16 protein-coding genes are annotated in these 18175 nt (G+C 71.9%); 7 read left to right on the top strand and 9 right to left on the bottom strand.

The annotated features are described in order from the left end of the window. Window positions 1-17 precede the first annotated feature (17 nt). The 3 genes from Q9R33_RS16540 to Q9R33_RS16530 all read right to left on the bottom strand — a co-directional run bounded on the left by Q9R33_RS16540 (window position 18) and on the right by Q9R33_RS16530 (window position 3048). Window positions 18-1283: a DUF6596 domain-containing protein gene (locus Q9R33_RS16540; RefSeq protein WP_311294432.1), complete on the bottom strand. Its 1266-nt coding sequence runs from the start codon at window positions 1281-1283 to the stop codon at window positions 18-20. Further along, window positions 1283-1648 carry a YciI family protein gene (locus Q9R33_RS16535; protein ID WP_311294431.1) on the bottom strand — a complete coding sequence of 122 codons (366 nt, stop codon included), beginning with the start codon at window positions 1646-1648 and terminating at the stop codon, window positions 1283-1285. Before Q9R33_RS16535 ends, Q9R33_RS16540 begins: the two co-directional genes overlap by 1 nt. Before the next feature lie 104 nt (window positions 1649-1752). Further along, on the bottom strand, window positions 1753-3048 hold the full coding sequence (locus Q9R33_RS16530; RefSeq protein WP_311294430.1) for a M50 family metallopeptidase: 1296 nt from the start codon (window positions 3046-3048) through the stop codon (window positions 1753-1755). Window positions 3049-3155: 107 nt separating this feature from the next. On the opposite strand from Q9R33_RS16530, the gene Q9R33_RS16525 reads away from it, so the two are divergent. The 3 genes from Q9R33_RS16525 (at window position 3156) to Q9R33_RS16515 (ending at window position 6311) form a co-directional block, all read left to right on the top strand. Next, complete coding sequence (locus tag Q9R33_RS16525; RefSeq protein ID WP_311294429.1) at window positions 3156-3719, top strand: hypothetical protein; 564 nt, start codon at window positions 3156-3158, stop codon at window positions 3717-3719. A 135-nt stretch (window positions 3720-3854) separates the two neighbouring features. Then, a complete protein-coding gene (locus Q9R33_RS16520; protein ID WP_311294428.1) occupies window positions 3855-4568 on the top strand; it encodes a YcnI family protein in 714 nt (237 codons plus the stop codon). Window positions 4569-4646: 78 nt separating this feature from the next. Next, window positions 4647-6311: a UDP-N-acetylmuramoyl-L-alanyl-D-glutamate--2,6-diaminopimelate ligase gene (locus Q9R33_RS16515; RefSeq protein ID WP_311294426.1), complete on the top strand. Its 1665-nt coding sequence runs from the start codon at window positions 4647-4649 to the stop codon at window positions 6309-6311. A gap of 244 nt (window positions 6312-6555) precedes the next feature. On the opposite strand, the gene dxr is transcribed toward Q9R33_RS16515, so the two are convergent. Then, window positions 6556-7641, bottom strand: a complete 1086-nt coding sequence (gene dxr / locus Q9R33_RS16510) for a 1-deoxy-D-xylulose-5-phosphate reductoisomerase (protein ID WP_311294425.1) — start codon at window positions 7639-7641, stop codon at window positions 6556-6558. Between the two features lie 40 nt (window positions 7642-7681). Next, on the bottom strand, window positions 7682-8653 hold the full coding sequence (locus Q9R33_RS16505; RefSeq protein ID WP_311294424.1) for an FKBP-type peptidyl-prolyl cis-trans isomerase: 972 nt from the start codon (window positions 8651-8653) through the stop codon (window positions 7682-7684). A gap of 200 nt (window positions 8654-8853) precedes the next feature. On the opposite strand from Q9R33_RS16505, the gene Q9R33_RS16500 reads away from it, so the two are divergent. Beyond that, window positions 8854-9555, top strand: coding sequence for a 1-acyl-sn-glycerol-3-phosphate acyltransferase (locus Q9R33_RS16500; RefSeq protein WP_056371480.1), 702 nt, complete (start codon window positions 8854-8856; stop codon window positions 9553-9555). Window positions 9556-9654: 99 nt separating this feature from the next. Here Q9R33_RS16500 and Q9R33_RS16495 read toward each other — a convergent pair whose 3' ends face one another. Continuing rightward, entirely contained in the window at window positions 9655-10137 is a 483-nt protein-coding gene (locus Q9R33_RS16495; RefSeq protein WP_310248370.1) for an OsmC family protein, read from the bottom strand. A 52-nt stretch (window positions 10138-10189) separates the two neighbouring features. Here Q9R33_RS16495 and Q9R33_RS16490 point away from each other — a divergent pair, with 52 nt between their 5' ends. From Q9R33_RS16490 to Q9R33_RS16480, 3 genes are all read left to right on the top strand, one after another. Then, window positions 10190-11179 carry an asparaginase gene (locus Q9R33_RS16490; protein WP_311294423.1) on the top strand — a complete coding sequence of 330 codons (990 nt, stop codon included), beginning with the start codon at window positions 10190-10192 and terminating at the stop codon, window positions 11177-11179. 56 nt (window positions 11180-11235) lie between these two features. Next, on the top strand, window positions 11236-12351 hold the full coding sequence (gene ald / locus Q9R33_RS16485) for an alanine dehydrogenase (RefSeq protein ID WP_311294422.1): 1116 nt from the start codon (window positions 11236-11238) through the stop codon (window positions 12349-12351). Between the two features lie 101 nt (window positions 12352-12452). Continuing rightward, the gene (locus tag Q9R33_RS16480; protein ID WP_056370263.1) at window positions 12453-12833 is read left to right on the top strand and encodes a DUF5655 domain-containing protein; all 381 of its coding nucleotides are present in this window, start codon (window positions 12453-12455) and stop codon (window positions 12831-12833) included. 18 nt (window positions 12834-12851) lie between these two features. Here Q9R33_RS16480 and Q9R33_RS16475 read toward each other — a convergent pair whose 3' ends face one another. The 3 genes from Q9R33_RS16475 to Q9R33_RS16465 all read right to left on the bottom strand — a co-directional run bounded on the left by Q9R33_RS16475 (window position 12852) and on the right by Q9R33_RS16465 (window position 18167). Continuing rightward, window positions 12852-14420 carry an APC family permease gene (locus tag Q9R33_RS16475; protein ID WP_311294421.1) on the bottom strand — a complete coding sequence of 523 codons (1569 nt, stop codon included), beginning with the start codon at window positions 14418-14420 and terminating at the stop codon, window positions 12852-12854. Window positions 14421-14486: 66 nt separating this feature from the next. Next, window positions 14487-17303, bottom strand: a complete 2817-nt coding sequence (locus tag Q9R33_RS16470; RefSeq protein WP_311294420.1) for an FtsK/SpoIIIE domain-containing protein — start codon at window positions 17301-17303, stop codon at window positions 14487-14489. Window positions 17304-17369: 66 nt separating this feature from the next. Continuing rightward, on the bottom strand, window positions 17370-18167 hold the full coding sequence (locus tag Q9R33_RS16465) for a protein phosphatase 2C domain-containing protein (RefSeq protein WP_311294419.1): 798 nt from the start codon (window positions 18165-18167) through the stop codon (window positions 17370-17372). Window positions 18168-18175: the final 8 nt, after the last annotated feature.

The following is an 18175-nucleotide window of genomic DNA, read 5'->3' as shown; positions in this document are numbered from 1 at the left end:
GCGACGGATGCTGCGGCTCAACAACCGGGGGCAGAGCCGGTGCGGGCGGCGAGCAGGCGGCGCTCGGCTTCGTTGGCGGTGAGCTCGAGGGCGCGGAGGTCCGCGGCGAGCGCCTCGTCGTCGCGTCCGAGGTCGCGCAGCAGTGACGCCCGCACGGCGTGCCACAGATGCGATCGTGCGAGCGGGGCTTCGAGCGCGTCGACCTCGGCGAGCGCGACGGCCGCGCCGTCGACCCGTGCGAGCGCGACCGCACGGTTGAGCCGCGCCACCGGCGACCGGTCGTACGCGAGCAGCATGTCGTAGAGCGTCAGCACCTGGAGCCAGTCGGTGGACGCCGCATCGGCGGCATCCGCGTGACACGCCGCGATCGCCGCGTGCAGCTGCCAGCGTCCGGGCCGCCGCAGGCGTGCCGCCCGCCCGAGTGCGTCACGCGCGCCGGCGAGCAGCGCCGCATCCCACCGTGTGCGGTCCTGTTCCGCGAGCAGCACGAGCTCGCCGTCGACCGACCGCGCCGACTCGCGGGCCCGGTGGAACCGCAGCAGCGACAGCAGTCCCCACGCCTCTGCGGCGCGAGGAAGCGCCTCGGCGACCACCCGGGCGAGCCACAGCGCATCGTCGGCGAGGTCGCGGTCTGCCGCGGCATCCGCCCCCGCCACGAAGTGGGCCTCGCTGTACATCACCGACACGATCGTGAGCACGAGGTCGAGGCGCGCGGCGGCGTCCGCGCCCTCGGGAACGCGCAGGGGAATGCCGCTGTCGGCGATCTTGCGCTTGGCCCGCGAGATCCGCTGCGCGGTGGCGGACTCGGTCGAGAACGTGGCGCGGGCGATCTGCACGGTCGTGAGGCCGCACACCGCCCGCAGAGTGAGGGCGAGCTGGGCGTCGGGCGCGAGCGCGGGGTGGCAGCATCCGAAGAGGAGCGGGAGCCGCTCATCCGCCGGCGCGCCGTCGACCGACAGGTCAGGTCGGAGCAGCGCGACCTTGTCTCGGAGCACGCGCTCGCGCCGCACCCGGTCGAGGGCGTTGTGCCTCGCGGCCTGCATGAGCCACGCGCCGGGCTTCGGCGGGATCCCCCGGCCGCGCCACTCGCGCAGCGCTTCCTCCACCGCTTCGGCGACTGCCTCTTCGGCCACGTCGAAGCTTCCGAACGAGACGGTCAGCGCCGCCGTGATGCGTGCGGACTCCTCGCGCACGACGCTCACGAGAAGACGATCGGATGCCGCGTCCCCGGCGCCGACCGGGTGATCCGGCTCGCGCGGGGCCGCGGCATCCGTTGCGGACATCACTCGAATTGGCTGTAGTCGACGACCATCGGCCGGATCTCGACGGCCACGCCCGGGAACTCGAGGGACGGCCAGGTCTTCACGAGCTCGATCGCCGCGTCGAGGTCGGGCACGTCGATCACGCTGAACCCGCCGATGACCTCCTTCGCCTCCGAGAAGGGTCCGTCGGCGACGACCGGACCGTCATCGCCCGAGCGCACCGTCGTCGCCGTGCTGACCGGGTGCAGCTCGGCGCCGGAATCGTCGATCTTGTCGGCGTTCATGCCGAACCACTCGTAGATCCGCCCGTAGACCTCCTGGCGGCGCTCATCCGGCACGGCGGCGTCGAGCTCGGGGGTCGAGGTGAACATGATCACGTACTTCACGGTCGTGTCCTTTCGTCAGTGGAACCGTTGCATCCCTACAGCGAACGGACAAGACCGATTTCGACACGACCGACCAGGATTCTTCGCGGCCGGTGCGCGGGGCGTCAGAAGAGCGTGACGGGGTTGAAGAGGTCGGCGAGGATGAGGATGCCACCCATCACGAGCAGGGCCACGAAGACGGCGAACGTGAGCGGCACGAGCTTGGTCGCGTCCACCGGCTTCGGCGGCGGGCGACGGGCGAGCTTCGCCCACCCCCGTTTGATGCCCTCCCAGAGGGCCACCGCGATGTGGCCGCCGTCCAGCGGCAGCAGCGGGATCAGGTTGAAGACGAACAGGGCGATGTTCAGCGACGCGAGCAGCGACAGGAACCCCGCGACGCGGTTGAGCACGGGCGAGTCGGCGGCGGCGACCTCGCCGGAGAGGCGGCTCGCGCCCACGATGCTGAGCGGGCCGTTCGGGTCGCGCTCCTGGCCGGTGACGAGGTCGACCCCGGTCTGCCACACCTTGACGGGCAGCTGCCAGATGATCCCCGCGACCGCGCCCACGTTCTGCACGGCCATCTGCGGCCCCGCCCAGATCGGCTGCTGCACGTATTCGACGCTGGGACCGATGCCCACGAACCCGACCTGCTGGGTGGCGGTCGTGCCGTCGGCGGCCGTCACCTCGGTCTGGATCGTGGCGGGGGTGATCTGCAGCGTCTGCTCGCTGCCGTCGCGTTCGACGACGAAGGTCAGCTGCTCGCCGGGCGACGAGCGGATGATGGCGGATGCCTCGGCGAAGTCCGCGACCGGCTCCCCGTCGATCGACACGATGACGTCGCCGGGCTGGATGCCGGCGGCCTCGGCCGGAGCCGCGGGAGACCCGTCGGCGCACTCGGTCGAGCTCGTCGTGGGGACGCACTCCGACAGGCGCGCGACCTCGGTGGTCGCCGTCTGCACACCGATCCCGGTGAGCAGGATCGAGAACAGCACGATCGCGAAGAAGAAGTTCATCAGCGGACCGCCGAGCATCACGACGATGCGCTTGTGGATCGGGAGGCGATAGAAGACGTGCGTGTCGTCATCGCCGTGCAGCGTCTCGTCGTTCGCGTCCCGGGCGTCCTGCACCATGGTCGCGAAGAAGCCCCCGGCGGCCCGGCCGTCACGTGTCGCCGCCTGCGGCGACGGCGGGTACATTCCGGCCATCGAGATGTAGCCGCCGAGCGGGATCGCCTTGAACCCGTACTCGGTGCCGCGCCACCGCTTGGACCACAGCGTCGGGCCGAACCCGATCATGTACTGGCCGACGCGCACGCCGAACTTCTTGGCGGGCCAGAGGTGGCCGAGCTCGTGCAGCGCGATCGACACCGCGAGGCCCACGACCATGAGGGCGACACCGATGACGAACGCGAGGATCTCCACACGCTCACGGTACCCGCGCCAGCCTTTGAGTTGGGTGTGACGGCCGCCCACCGCGGGCGGACGCAGGGCGCCTCGCTCCTCCCGTAGGCTCGACGCGAGGAGGAGCCGTGACCCCACGCCACGTGCGCGCGCTGCGCGGCACCGCTGCCGCGTGGGTCGCGACCGTCGTCGCCGCCACGGCGCACACCCTCGGCGGGGGCGGCGCACCGTCTCCCGCCTTCGTCGCGGCGGTCGGCATCCTCGCCGCTCCCGTCGCGGTCGCCCTCATCGGCCGGCGGCTCGCCGCGTGGCGCGTCGGCGCCACGGTGCTCGCGAGCCAGGGACTGTTCCACGTCGCGTTCGCCGTGACCGCCGACGCCGATCCCGCCGCGCTTCACGGGCACCACGTGACGCACCTCGGCGGCGACCTCAGCGCCGTCGTCCTCCCCGACGCCCCCATGTTCGCCGCGCACGTGCTCGCGGCGATCGCGACCGTCGTCGCACTGTACGGCGGGGAACGGATGCTGCGCGCCCTGGGCCGCGGCATCCGTTCGCTCTTCTCGCGCGCCCGCGCGATCGCGCCGCGGCCGACGATGCCGCGGTTCGTGCCGGTACCTGACGGCCCTGCGGTCGTCGCGGCACGGATCGTCCTGTCCGACGTCTCGCGGCGCGGTCCTCCCGCACTCGTCTGAGCGGCGCCGCGCGCCGCACCGTCGCCGGCCCGCGCCCGATGCGCGCGCCGGAACCCTCTCGCGCGTCCGGCTCCCGCCGGTGCGCCCCGATCGGCGATCCCGCCGACGACCCGGACGAAAGACGACAGCACAGCCATGACCGATTCCATCTCCCGTTCCTCCCGCACCCGCCGCGTCGTGATCGGCGTCACCGCCGGCCTCGCACTCGCGATCGGCGCGCCGCTCGCCGCATCCGCCCACGTCCACGTCACCCCCGAGACGGCGGCGGCGGGCGGCACCGAGACGCTCACGTTCTCGTTCTCACACGGCTGCGACGGCTCCCCCACGACGGCCCTCGCGGTCGACATCCCCGCGGGCGTCGGCAACGCGACGCCCGTCGTGCAGGGCGGCTGGACGATCACTCGCGAACTCGGCACCGACGGCGTGCCGACCCGCGTCGTGTACACCGCCGACACCCCGGTCGAGGACGGGTTCGCAGCCGCCGTCTCGATGGACGTGCTCTTCACCGAGGGCACGGCCGGCACGACCCTCGCGTTCCCCGTGACGCAGACGTGTGCTGCAGGCGAGACCGCCTGGACCCAGATCGCCGAGGACGGCGAGGACCCGCACGACCTCGATGCGCCCGCGCCGCTGGTCGCCGTGGGCGCCGCGGCGGACGCCGACGGTTCCGGGCACGCTGACGCCGACGGTTCCGGCCACGCGTCGGACGACGCGGCCGCCGCGGATGCCGAGGCTGCAGCATCCGTCGCCTCCGCCGACCCGGTCGCGCGCTGGCTGGCGGCCGGCGGACTCGCCGCCGGGATCGCGGCGCTCGTGGTCGTGCTGGTGCGCGGACGCCGCAGGGCCTGACGCGAACCCCCGCCGGTCGTCGGGCGAGCGCACCACCCGCCGCTCGACGACCGGCCCCCATGCGAAGATGGATGCGCCATGCCGACCGACGCGCCTTCGAACCTGCCCCCGGTACTCCGCCCCGACGCGCCGCCGACACACTCGCTCGCAGACCTCGCGGCACGCTTCGCCGTCGACGTCCGCGGTGACGTCGCCGACGCCACGCTGACGGGCCTCACCCTCGCGACCGCCGACCTCCGCCCCGGCGACGTGTTCGTCGCCGTGCAGGGAGTCAACCGCCACGGAGCCGAGTTCTCCGCCACGGCCGCCGAGAAGGGCGCCGTCGCGGTGGTGACGGATGCTGCCGGAGCCGACGCCGCGGCCGCGAGCGGGCTGCCCGTGGTGCTCGTCGACGATCCTCGAGCAGTCCTGGGCGAGCTGTCGGCCTGGGTCTACAGCACGGGACGCGACGACGATCTCCCCACGCTGTTCGGCACGACCGGCACCAACGGCAAGACGAGCGTCTCGCACCTGCTCGAGGGCATCCTCGGGCAGCTCGGCGTGACGAGCGGACTGTCGTCGACCGCCGAGCGCCACATCGCCGGGCAGGTCATCGTGTCGCGCCTCACGACCCCCGAGGCGTACGAGATGCACGCGCTGCTCGCGCTCATGCGCGAGCGCGGCGTGGAAGCGGTCGCCGTCGAGGTGAGCGCGCAGGCGCTCAGCCGCCGCCGTGTCGACGGCATCGTGTTCGACGTCGCCGGCTTCACGAACCTCACCCACGACCACCTCGATGACTACGCCGACATGCGCGAGTACTTCGAGGCGAAGCTGCCGTTGTTCCGCGCCGACCGCGCGCGTCGCGCCGTCGTCTGCGTCGACTCGGAGCCCGGGGCCGAGGTCGTTGCGCGCAGCGAGGTGCCGACGGTCACCGTGGGCACGCCCGCCCTCGCGTCGGATCCGGACGCCGCGGCCGCCGCCGACTGGGTGGTCGAGATCCTCGACGAGCGCCAGGTCGGCACCGAGTTCCGCCTCACCGCCCGCGACGGGCGCACCCTGACCACGCTCGTCCCCGTGATCGGCCGGCACATGGCCGCCAACGCCGGGCTCGCGATCGTAATGATCCACGAGGGCGGCTACACCTGGGAGCGCCTGGTGGAGGCCCTCGACGGCGGCCGGATCGAGGCCTATCTGCCGGGTCGCACCGAGCTCGTCTCGGGCGAGACCGGACCCGCGGTGTACGTCGACTTCGGCCACTCCCCCGACGCCTTCGAGAAGACGCTCTCGGCGGTGCGCCGCGTCACGCCGGGCAAGGTCGTCATGCTGTTCGGCGCCGACGGCGACCGCGACGCCACCAAGCGCCACGACATGGGCCGCACCGGCGTCGAGGGCAGCGACATCCTCGTCATCACCGACCACCACCCTCGTCACGAGGACCCGGACTCGATCCGCGCCACCCTGGTCGAGGGCGCGCGTCGCGCGCAGCCGGATGCCGAGATCCACGAGTTCTCGCCGCCCGAGCGCGCGATCATCGAGGCCGTCGCGCTCGTCGGCGACGGCGACGCGATCCTGTGGGCCGGCCCCGGTCACCAGGATTACCGTGACATCCGCGGTGTCCGCACGCCCTACTCGGCGCGCGAGCTCGCCCGCCGCGCGCTGCGCGAGGCCGGCTGGCCCGTGCCCGAGCCGCACTGGCCGGTGCCGTACCCGGAGCACGAGACCCCGGCATCCGACCCCCTGCGTCCGGTCTATCCGCGGGCCTGAGCACCTCTTCGGGGCTCCCCCGGCGTTCTCGCCGCCCTCCTCAATTGAGGACGTTCTCGCCGCCCTCCTCAATTGAGGACGTTCTCGCTGCCCTCCTCAATTGAGGACAGCTGCCGAGATGCGGAGGCATCCTTCTACCGCGATCCGCATCTCGGCAATCCTCCTCAAATGAGGTCGGGACCGGGACCACGGGTGAGGGAGCAACGCCAGCCGGAGAGGTCGGCCGGCACGACGGGTCGCGCCGTCAGGATGCTGCGGCGATGACCTTGTCGGCTTTGCGGCGTGCCCAGTCCTCGGCGTCGGCGAGAGCGTCCCGGGTGAGGGTGTCAGGGGCGTCGTGCTTGTCGACCACGCGCTCGATCACATCGATGATGCCCAGGAAGCTCAGGCGTCCGTCGTGGAACGCGTCGACCGCCTGTTCGTTGGCGGCGTTGAACACGGCAGGGTAGGTGCCGCCGGCCCGCCCGACCTGCTTCGCCAGGCGCACGGCGGGGAAGGCGGCGTCGTCGAGCGGCTCGAAGGTCCACGAGGTCGCAGTGGTCCAGTCGAGCGGCCGGCCGACGCCGGCGATGCGGTTGGGCCAGTCGAGCCCGAGCGAGATCGGCAGGCGCATGTCGGGCGGCGAGGCCTGCGCGATCGTCGAGCCGTCGACGAACTCGACCATCGAGTGCACGATCGACTGCGGATGCACGACGACGTCGATCTCGGAGTAGGGCACGGCGAAGAGCAGGTGCGCCTCGATGACCTCGAGGCCCTTGTTGACGAGGGTCGCCGAGTTGGTCGTGACGACGCGGCCCATGTCCCATGTCGGGTGCGCAAGGGCCTCGGCCGGGGTCACGTCCTCGAGCGAGGCGCGGCTGCGGCCCCGGAAGGGGCCCCCGGATGCCGTCAGCACGAGCCGGCGCACTTCGCTGCGCTCCCCCGACCGCAACGCCTGAGCGATGGCGGAGTGCTCCGAGTCGACCGGGACGATCTGCCCGGGGCGTGCGAGGGCCGTGACGAGGTCGCCGCCGACGATGAGCGATTCCTTGTTCGCGAGGGCGAGCGTGCGACCTGTCTCGAGTGCGGCGAGGGTCGGACCGAGGCCGACGGAGCCGGTGATGCCGTTGAGCACGACATCCGCGTCGACATCGCGCACGAGCTGCTCGGCCTCGACGGCCCCGAGTGCGGTGCTCTCGACGCCGAACTCGGTCGCCTGCGCCTCGAGCGTCTCGCGGTCGGATCCCGCAGCGAGACCCACCACCTCGAACCGCCGGGGGTTGGCCCGCACGACATCGAGCGCCTGGGTGCCGATGGAACCGGTCGAGCCGAGGATGAGGACGCGCCGCATCCGGCCAGCCTATCGCCGGGCCGGATGCGGCCGCCTCGGGTTACTGCTGGGCGGCGGCGCGCTGCACGCCGAGGATGTCGACGACGAAGACGAGCGTCTCGTTCTGCAGCTCGTGACCGTCCTGAGCCCCATAGCCGAACTCCGGCGGGATCACGACGAGCACCTGCGAGCCGACGGCCTGTCCTTCGAGCGCCTGCTGGAAGCCGGCGACGACGCCGGTCGTCTGGAACGCCGAGGGCTGGCCGCGGTCCCAGCTGGAGTCGAAGACGGAGCCGTCCGACCACTTGACGCCGGTGTACTGCACGAACACGGTGTCACCGGACTCGACGACGGGGCCATCGCCCTCCTTGAGGTCCGCGATCTGCACCTCAGTCGGCGGCTCGGTGGCCTCGGGGATCGTGATGGTCGGCGCGCCGGTGTCGGCGAGCTCGACGGTGGGCATGCCGTCGACCGGGTCCTGCTCGGCGCCGTCCGCGCTGGTCGGGACGAAGTCAGTGGTCTCGGCGACGATCACGACAGGCGATGCGCCTTCGCCGAACGCGCTCCCCGGGATCGACATCGCGACCGTCGACCCGATCGGCGCGCACTCGAGCGCCGCGACGAACAGCGAGTACTGCTGCGGGTCCATGATGATCGGGACCTCGCCGGAGTCGTCGGCCGACGTCTCGGACGAGTCCTGCAGGACCTCGCCGGTCGATCCGTCATAGATCGTGTAGAAGCCGCTGACGAGGTCACCCGACACGACGTCGTCGCCGGAGCCCTCGGTCACGATCGTGCGCTCGACGCCCTCGAAGGCGAGGTCGTCGGGGAGGGTCGCCGCGAGACCCGCGCCGTTGCCCGTAACCTCGATGGCGTCGGAGTCCGCACCCGGCTGCGCGTCGAGCAGGCACTCGGACGAAGCGGTCGACGTCGGCGTCGGCGTGGCGTTCGGATCGGCCGACCCGGTGCACCCGGCAAGCAGGAGAGTCGCCGCGGCGACGACGGACAGGGCGGCGAACGGGCGAATGCGCACGGAACAACCTCTAGTCAGGGGAAGGGAAGCCTCCATCCTTTCGCATCTTCCCTCTGTTCGCGCTGGGAAACGACATGCCGATACCGGAATGCAATCGGGAGTACCCTCTACGGGTGACTTCCGACCTCGTGCCCGGCGCCGAAGACACCGCCGACGAGACGGCGGAAGAACCCGAATCCTCCGCCGTTGCGGCGCGCCGCATGGGCTTCACGTACGCGCTGGGGCGCAGCATCCTGACCCCCTTGGCCCGAGTCGTGTACCGCCCGCGGATCGAGGGCAAGGCCAACGTCCCCAAGTCCGGCCCGGTGATCTTCGCGAGCAACCATCTGTCGTTCATCGACTCGATCGCGATCCCGGTGGCGGCACCGCGCCCCGTGCACTTCCTGGCGAAATCGACCTACTTCGACAAGCCGGCGTCGCGGTGGTTCTTCACGTCGATCGGCGCGATCCCGGTGCAGCGCGGCGCCGGGCAGGCCGCCCTCGATGCGCTCGACCAGCAGCGCGCCCTGCTCGACGAGGGCAAGGCCGTGGCGCTCTACCCTGAGGGCACCCGCTCGCTCGACGGCCGCCTCTACAAGGGCCGCACCGGCGTCGCGTTCCTCGCGCTGCAGTCGGGCGCCCGCGTGGTGCCGGTGGGGCTCATCGGCACCGACAAGGTCATGCCGGTGGGGGCCAAGAAGCCGTCGTTCCAGCACCGCATCACGGTCAAGTTCGGCGAGCCGCTCGACCTCGCCCACCACGGCCCGGCGTCCTCGGGCAAGGCACGCCGTCTCGCGACGGATGAGATCATGGCCGCGATCCACGCCCTGTCGGGCCAGGAGCTCGCGAACGCCTACAACGAGGTCCCCGCGCACAACACGATCGACCGCATCAAGCAGGTCCTCCCCCACGAGCGCCGCTGACGGCGTTTCGACTCGCAAGCTCGCTCAACGACCGGGGAATGCAGCCCGCTCAACGACCGGGGAATGCAGTCCGCTCAAAGACCGGGGAATGCCGCGCGCTCAACGACCGGCGGGAGCGACGAGGATCGTGGGCTCGTGGCGCACCGGGAAGTTCACGGAGTTCGCGATGAAGCACCACTCGTTCGCCTGCGCATGCGCGGCGGCCGCGGCATCCGTCATCGAGGCGTCCGCGACGGTCACGCGCGGGCGCAGCACGACCTCGCGGAACGCGCCGCCGCCGCGGCCGTCCTCGACCATGAGACCGGATGCCTCGTCCTCGTAGCCCACGACCACCACGCCCGCCTGCACGCACGCGTGGAGGTATGACAGCAGGTGGCACTCGCTGAGCGATGCCAGCAGCATGTCCTCGGGGTTCCAGCGCGACGGGTCTCCGCGGAAGGGCTTGTCGGAGGAAGCGAGCAGAGCCGGCTTGCCGTCGATCTCGATGGTCGTCGCCCGGTCGTAGTCCCGGTAGCCCGACGTACCGGTGCCGCGGTCACCGGTCCACGTCGTCCGGACGGAGTATCGATGCTCGCCCCACATGAGCACAGTCTGTCATGCGGGCGGACAGCCCCTCCGGCGGTAGGCTGTCGGGGTGCCGCAGACCTTCGCCGCGACCGACGCCGTCGAGCTCGCCGTCGTCGAACGCAGCGGTTTCGTCGAGTCGCGCCACGCCGGCATCGCCATCGTGCTCGCCGCCGACGGCACCATCGCCGAGAAGCTCGGCGATCCTTCGGCGCTGATCCTCCCCCGCTCCAGCCTCAAGCCGCTGCAGGCGCTCGCGTGCCTCTCGGCAGGCGCGCCCCTCGAGGGCGAGCGACTGGCCCTCGCGACCGCGAGCCACTCCGGCACCGACCGTCACGTCGCGGTGGTCCGCGACATCCTGTCCCTCGCCGAACTCGGCGAGGACGCACTGGGATGCCCCGCAGCGTGGCCCGGCGACACGTCGACGCGTGACGAGCTGGTGCGTGAACTCGGACAGCCGTCGCGCATCCGGATGAACTGCTCCGGCAAGCACGCCGCGATGCTCGTCACGAGCGTCCTGAACGGGTGGGATCCCGAAAGCTACCTGGCGCCGGATCATCCGGTGCAGATCCTCGTCCGTGAGACCGTCGAACGCCTGATCGGCGAGAAGGTCGCCGCGACCGCCGTCGACGGCTGTGGCGCTCCCGTCTACGCGATGACCCTGTTCGGTCTCGCGCGCGCGATCCATCGGATCGGCAACTCGTCGACGACGTCCCCCTTCGCTCTGCACCGCAGCGCGGGCGCACTCGTCGAAGCGGTGCGCGCCGACCCGTGGACGATCGACGGCCCCGGCCGCGCCGACACGGTCGTCATCGAACGGCTGGGCGTGTTCGCCAAGGGCGGCGCCGAGGGCGTCATGGTGATGGTCGCCCCGAACGGCACGACGGTCGCACTCAAGATGCTCGACGGCAGCGGCCGCGCCGCGACCGCCGTCGCGGTGCGCCTGCTCGAGCGGCACGGCGCGCTGGCGTCGGCGGATGTCGCCGACACGATGTCGAGGCTTCCGCTGACCGTCACCGGCGGCGGACAGGATGTCGGGGCCATCCGCCCCGCTTTCTAGAGGCGCTCCCACGAGGAGCCCGAGCGCTCCAACGGCGGAGCGGAAAGGATCACACGATGCGGATCAGCGTCCCCACCGAGGTGAAGAACAACGAGTATCGGGTCGCCCTCACGCCCGCGGGCGTGCACGACCTGGTCGCATCCGGCCATGAGGTCTTCGTGCAGCGCGGCGCGGGCGAGGGCTCGTCGATGCCGGATGCCGAGTACGAGGACGCGGGGGCGGTGCTGCTCGACGATGCCGCCGAGGTGTGGGCGCGCGCCGAGCTGCTCCTCAAGGTCAAGGAGCCCATCGCGAGCGAGTACGGCTACTTCCGCGACGACCTCGTGCTGTTCACCTACCTGCACCTCGCGGCCGACCGGCCGCTCACCGAGCGCCTCGTCGCCGACGGCGTGACAGCGATCGCCTACGAGACCGTCCAGCTGGCCGGTGGCGGGCTCCCGCTGCTCGCGCCCATGAGCGAAGTCGCCGGGCGTCTCGCCCCGACGGTCGGCGCCGCGACGCTGATGCGCTCCGCCGGAGGCCTCGGCCTGCTCATGTCGGGGGTGCCGGGCACGCGACCGGCCACGGTCACCGTCATCGGCGGCGGCGTCGCCGGCGCCAATGCCGCGGTGATCGCGGTGGGCATGGGCGCCGACGTCACCGTGTTCGACACCAACGTGCAGCGTCTTCGCTACCTCGACGACCACTTCCAGGGCCGGGTCAAGACCGCCGCATCGAACCCGCTCGACCTCGATCGGGCGGTCACCGCCTCGGATCTCGTCATCGGCTCGGTGCTCATCCCGGGCGCGAAGGCGCCGAAGCTCGTGACCAACGACATGGTCTCGCGTATGCGGCCGGGCTCCGTGCTCGTCGACATCGCCGTCGACCAGGGCGGCTGCTTCGAGGACACGCACCCCACCACGCACGCCGATCCGACCTTCCCGGTGCACGGCAGCATCTTCTACTGCGTCGCGAACATGCCGGGCGCGGTGCCCAACACGTCGACCTCGGCGCTCACCAACGCCACCCTCCCCTACATCCGCCAGATCGCGCGTCGCGGGTGGAAGGAAGCGCTCCGAGCGGATGCCGCGCTCGCGGCCGGTCTCAACACCGTCGGCGGCCGCGTGGTCAACGCGGGTGTGGCGACGGCGCACGGACTCGAGCTCGCGCCGCTGGACGCCGCCCTGGTCTGACAGCGGTCCCGGCTTCAGAAGCCCCGGATTCCTTCGGGAGTCCGGGGCTTCCGCCCTTCTGCCGAGGTGCGCGTGTCGGCGCCCTGGCCGAGACTGGGGGGATGACGGACGCGCGGGTGTGGACGGTGGAGGATCACCTGAGGGATGCGGACCCCGCCGCGGTCGAGTTGTGGCACCGCATCGACGAGCTGATCCGATCGTTCGGCCCCGTGACGCATTCGGTCGCGAAGACGACGATCACGTTCAAGGGACCGCGTCGCGGGTTCGCCGGCTTCAGGCCGTGGCGCGCGGGGGTTCGCGGGTACTTCGACCTCATGCGCGAGCTTCCGCCCGACCCCCGTGTCCTCAGTGCGTCGCCGTACGGACGACGGCTTTTCGTGCACCAGCTCCGCCTCGCCGACGCGGGCGAGTTCGACGAGGCTGTCGCGGCCTGGCTGCGGGAGGCGTACGACGTCGGCTGCGGGGCGCACCTCGGTCCGTGAGGGCCGTGGCGCTCCGCCTCAGACGAGCCCGCCGTCGATCGACCGGGCGAAGTCTGCCGGGTCCTCGGGAACGAGCACCGGGGTGTCCCGGTTGAGGCTCTCCCCCCGGAAGAACGCCTTCGCGCGGGGGAAGAGGAACCACAGGACCATGAGCAGCACGCCGAACGCGAGCGATCCGATGCCGAGCAGGAACGTGCTGCCGACGGGGCCGATGCCACCGCCATAGCCGTAGTCGGGGTCGTACATGTCGATGGCGGACTGCACGAACGCGTACGTCAGCATCAGGGACCCCAGCAGCGGGAAGAGGAACCGGTAGAAGAAGTTCCTCGCGCTGTTGAACAGCTCCCGCCGGAAGTACCACACGCAGGCGTAGCCGGTGATCGCGTAGTAGAAGGCGATCGCGAGCCCGAGGGACAGGATGGAGTCCTGCAGGATGTTGTCGCTGATCAAGGTCATGCCGACGTAGTAGACGATCGCGACGACGCCCATCACGAGCGTCGAGAACGACGGCGTCTTGTACCGCGGGTGCACCGTGGCGAACCGGCGGGGCAGTGCCTTGTAGGCGGCCATCGACAGCGTGCCGCGAGCCGTGGGCAGGATCGTGGTCTGCGTCGACGAGATCGCCGAGATCATCACCGCGACCACCAGCACCCAGCCCAGCGGCCCGAGCAGGCCGTCCTTGATCGCGAGGAAGAAGTCGTCCGCGTTCGCCTCGTTGCCGAGGCCCGTCCCCGTCTCGCCGAGGCCGGCGTACATCATCGCGGCCACCGTCACGCCGACATAGGTGAAGAGCAGGATGACCGTCGTCAGCAGAGCCGCACGGCCCGGGATGCGCTTGGGGTCCTTCGTCTCCTCGTTGAGGGCGAGGCACGTGTCCCAGCCCCAGTAGATGAAGAGTGCGAGCAGCACGGCCTCGACGAACCCGCTCCACTCGGTGAACGCGAACGGGTTGAACCACGACCAGTCGAACGGCGTCGGGTCCGGCGCCGTGCCGGCGAAGAACTGCCAGAGCGCGGCAACCACGAAGATCGCGAGGGCGAGGTACTGGATCGCCAGCAGCACGTTCTGGATGCGCTCGCCGATCTCGACGCCCCGCCAGCTGACCCAGGTCATCGCCGCGATGAACACCACACCCGTCGCCGTGACGAGCGCAACGTTGTCGGCGAGGAGTGCATCCTCGGGATTTCCCACGATGCCGTCCACGAGCGCCCAGAAGTAGATGCCGGCGATCTGCGCGAGGTTCGCCAGCACGACCATGCCGGCGACGGCGACGCCCCACCCGCCCATCCAGCCGACCCATGGCCCGAAGGCCTTGGTGCCCCATGTGAAGGTGGTGCCGCAGTCGGGGACGTCGTTGTTGAGCTCGCGATAGGCGAAGGCGATGAAGAGCATCGGGATGAACGCGATGACGAACGCGATGGGCGCCTGCGCCCCGACCGCCAGCACGACGAACCCGAGGGTCGCCACCAGGGAGTAGACGGGCGCGGTCGACGCGAGGCCGATGACGGTAGAACCCCACAGGCCCAGCGTGCCCGCGGCGAGTCCCTTCCCCTCGGGGCGGTGCAGATCGATCGGGGATGTGGCCACAGGCCGACGCTATGGCGTGCGAGAAGCACCGGTCAAGGCATCCGCCCGACGGTCAGGCCGGACATGTCACGACGGGAGGACAATGCGGACGGGATCCGCTCCGGCCGAGATGAGCCACGCGCGCCCGGCACCGGGCTCGCAGTAGGGCGGTGCTCCGCGGAACCCCGTGAGGACGCGGAGCTCCGACGCGCACGACGCGTCGATCACGAGGTCGTGGTCGCCGCGCACATCTGCGAGGAGGCGCCACTGCCGCTGCCAGTCGTCGGGCTCCCCCACGACGACCACTCGCGCCGTGGCCACGGCAGCCGGTTCCGCCACGTAGGCTTCGACGCCGAGCACGCGCACCCCGCGCTCCTCCCAGGCGGCGAGCGCGCGTCGCCCGGCCGGCGAGCGCCGAGCCACGACTCCGGTGAGCGCGGCGGAGGGGATCCACGGGGCGTCGGGCTCGAACGTCTCTCGCCACGCGGAGGGCGCCATCGCGAGCTGGAGCGTCCGTCCGTCGAGTCGCCCCCGCCCGGAGGGCGCGGCCGCATCGAACGTCGAGGGATCACCCCCGGCCGATGCGTGATCGACGCGCGTGGCGTACGGCAGCACGAGCCGACGCGGAAAGAGTTCGGCGATGCGCGACACGGGACCGGTCAGCCGGTGCGCTCCCACCACCATGAGCACGCCGGCATCGGCGGCCCGGCGCACGAGCGCTTCGATCCGCTCCGTGACGATCTGCGCGTACTCGGGCGGCAGCCGCGGTGCGACCCCGTCGAGATCATCGACGAGCACCGCCGAGCCGGGGCGCGGCAGCTCCTCGTGCAGTGCGGCGACGGCATCCCAGAGCCGCTCGGGATGCGCCGGCAGGCGCACCGCCGCCCCGCGCAACTGGGCTTGCACGAGGTCGAGCGCATTCGACACCCCAGACGCCGGCCCTCCGAGCACCAGCAGCCCACGGTCGGACGCGCTCAGGAACGCGACCGGCTGCCGCTGGTGCTCGGGTTCGTCGGCCAGCCCGAGAAGCACGGCGCCCGCGGGAGGTGCGTCCCGCTCCGCCGCCGAGCGACCCACGAGATCGTCGAGGGTCAGCAGCTTCGGCAGCTCCGGCAGCCAGGGCCGACGGGGCGCACGGTGCCCGACCTTGAGCGCGGCCGCCGCGACGTCGCCGGGGCCGGACAGCGCGATTCGCAGCTGCTCGGGACTCGCATCGCCGGCGCGACGGACGAACGCCGCCCCGCGGCCCGAGACCCCGCCGGGCAGGCGCGCGGCATCCTCCGTGCCCAGCAGCGCGCGACTGTCGGCCGCGTCGGTCACGCGCAGGCTGATCCGCAGCGGGCAGTTCGCCAGCAGGTTGTCGCGGATCACCCCCGCCGCCCGCTGGGTGCCGAGGATGAGATGGATCCCGAGGGCTCTGCCGCGGGCCGCGAGATCCGCGAACAGGCCGTGCAGCTCGGGGTGATCGCCCAGGAGAGCCGCGAACTCGTCGACGACCACGACGAGCCGCGGCAGCCGTACCCGCGGGTCGCCGATGTCACGGGCGCCGGCCGCGGCGATCGCCGCCTCGCGACCGCGGAGCTCGGCCCGCAGGCTCTCGATGGCGCGGCGGGCGCCGGAACCGTCGAGGTCGGTGATGACCCCGGTGACATGGGGAACCCCGGCGAGGCCGTCGAACGCCGTGCCGCCCTTGAAGTCCGCCAGCAGGAAGGTCACCTCATCTGAAGAGCGGGTGGCGCAGAGCGCGAGGATCCAGGTGATCAGCAGCTCGCTCTTGCCGGCCCCGGTGACTCCCGCGACCACCGCGTGAGGTCCGTCGGCGACGAGGTCGACGAGCACCGGCTCGCCGCGGCTCGCGCCGATGACCGCAGGGAGCCCGCCGGCCGTGGCCGGCACGACGGTCAGCAGCGACGACAGGGCGATCGGCTCCGGCGCCCCGCGCCGCAGTCCCAGGCTGTGGTCGGCGCGAGTGGAGAGTTCGGCGGCGATCTCCTCCGCCTGCCCCCGGGCCACCGCCTCGACGCGCACCGGCACGACCTCGCCGGCGTGCTCGAGACGCGAGACGCCGGGCGAGGAGATCGTGAGCACCGCCTGGCACCTCGGTGGCAGTGGCTCGCCGGGTCGACCGCGCGCGATGACGAGGTCGGCGTCCGCGGGGACCACTTCACCGGGACCGACGACTGCTAGCTGTGATCCGCCCCGGCCGTCCCGGTGCGGCAGCGCCTCCATCCAGTCGAGACCCCGCCCGAGCGGCGGGAGGACATGCAGCTCGTCCGGCGCGAAGGCGAGGCACGCCTGCAGGACCAGCGCCCGCTGGACGGCGGCGGCCAGTGTCTCACCGCCCACGACCACCACGCCGGCGGCGAGAGGGAGCGTCACCGGCGCCCCAGCGACGCGGGCCGCGCGACGACGCAGCTCCGCAGCATCCGGATCTCCGTCTCCTCCGGTCACCCGGACGACGCTCGCGCGCTCGCCCTCGCCGACCACGAGGCACGCATCGCGGCCGCCGCGCCAGATCTCGCCGTCGCGGGTGGCGAGGCGCGCGACATCGGGATGCCGCGCCCACAGCTGCGCCCGCTCGCTCTCGTGACGCGCCGTCACGGCCGCGGAGACGTCGGCGCGGGCGCGCATCGCGTCGGCTGCGGCGCGCCGGCCGTCGCGGCGGGCGGCGCGGCGTGCGTCGAGCATGGTCGCCGCCGCGATCAGCGGGCCGAGGAGCGCGAACCAGAGGGAGAAGAGGGAGCCGGTGACGAGCCAGAGCGCGACGGCACCGACCACGGGCACGATCGCGGCCACGAGCGGCAGCGGGGGGCGCGGCGGAGGACTCCACGCCGCTGGCAGGGCGAGCGGCTCATCGTCGAGGACGCCACCGGTCGCGAAGGTCGAAGGAACGGTCGAGCGCATGCGCCCAGTCCAGCGCGAGCCGGATCGACCCGGATCCCCGCAAGCCGGATCTGTGGATCGCGGCGGTCAGTCGTCGTCTGTGGAGGAGACGTCGTCGGCCGGGCGACTCACATCGAGCACGATGATGGTGATGTTGTCGCGGCCGCCGTTCTCGAGCGCCGCCTCGAGCATGGCGGATGCCGCGTCGCCCGCGTCGGCGTTCTCCTCGAGGAAGTGGCGGATGCCGTAGTCGGTGAGCTCCTTCGTCAGCCCGTCGGAGCAGATGACGAAGCGGTCGCCGTCGAGAGCGTCCAGCCGCACGTAGTCGGGCGTGACGCCTTCGCTCGGCCCCACCGCGCGGGTGATGACGTTGCCGTAGGGGTGGTTCTCGGCCTCTTCGGGACTCAGTCGTCCTGCTGCGACGAGTTCCTGCACGACCGAGTGGTCGGTGGTGATCTGCACGATCGCGCCATCGCGCACGAGGTACACCCGGGAGTCGCCGATGTTCAGCGTGACCCAGTGGGCGGCGTCCCCCGATGTGTCGAGGAACACGCCGGTCACCGTGGTGCCGGTGCCGTCGTCCGTCGCCTCGGGGTGCGACGCGATGTCCTTGACGGCGCGCGCGAGCGCCTTCTCGATGGTCTTGGGCGTCACCGTGCCGCTGTCGGCGACGGCGCGGAGTCGCTCGATCGCGCTCGCACTGGCGATCTCACCCCCGACATGCCCACCCATGCCGTCGGCGACGACGAACAGCGGATACGCCGCGAACATCGCATCCTGGTTCACCTCGCGACGGCGTCCGGTGTCGGTCACGGCCGCCCAGGAGAGCTCGAGCACGCCACCGGGAACCGGGACGGCGAGAGACTGGGTGGAAACTTCGGGCACGCCCTGTC

The organism is Microbacterium sp. PRC9 (genome assembly GCF_031844125.1).
Taxonomy (GTDB): Bacteria; Actinomycetota; Actinomycetes; order Actinomycetales; family Microbacteriaceae; genus Microbacterium.
Note: the sequence above shows the minus strand (reverse complement) of the source record. Positions and strands in the feature narration are given on the sequence as shown.

Excerpts from the sequence above, each read along its gene's own strand:
- Q9R33_RS16540 (WP_311294432.1), bottom strand. The coding sequence starts at position 1,283 with ATGTCCGCAACGGATGCCGCGGCCCCGCGCGAGCCGGATCACCCGGTC.
- Q9R33_RS16520 (WP_311294428.1), top strand. The coding sequence starts at position 3,855 with ATGACCGATTCCATCTCCCGTTCCTCCCGCACCCGCCGCGTCGTGATC.
- Q9R33_RS16515 (WP_311294426.1), top strand. The coding sequence starts at position 4,647 with ATGCCGACCGACGCGCCTTCGAACCTGCCCCCGGTACTCCGCCCCGAC.
- dxr (WP_311294425.1), bottom strand. The coding sequence starts at position 7,641 with ATGCGGCGCGTCCTCATCCTCGGCTCGACCGGTTCCATCGGCACCCAG.
- Q9R33_RS16500 (WP_056371480.1), top strand. The coding sequence starts at position 8,854 with ATGGGCTTCACGTACGCGCTGGGGCGCAGCATCCTGACCCCCTTGGCC.
- Q9R33_RS16495 (WP_310248370.1), bottom strand. The coding sequence starts at position 10,137 with ATGTGGGGCGAGCATCGATACTCCGTCCGGACGACGTGGACCGGTGAC.
- ald (WP_311294422.1), top strand. The coding sequence starts at position 11,236 with ATGCGGATCAGCGTCCCCACCGAGGTGAAGAACAACGAGTATCGGGTC.
- Q9R33_RS16480 (WP_056370263.1), top strand. The coding sequence starts at position 12,453 with ATGACGGACGCGCGGGTGTGGACGGTGGAGGATCACCTGAGGGATGCG.
- Q9R33_RS16470 (WP_311294420.1), bottom strand. The coding sequence starts at position 17,303 with ATGCGCTCGACCGTTCCTTCGACCTTCGCGACCGGTGGCGTCCTCGAC.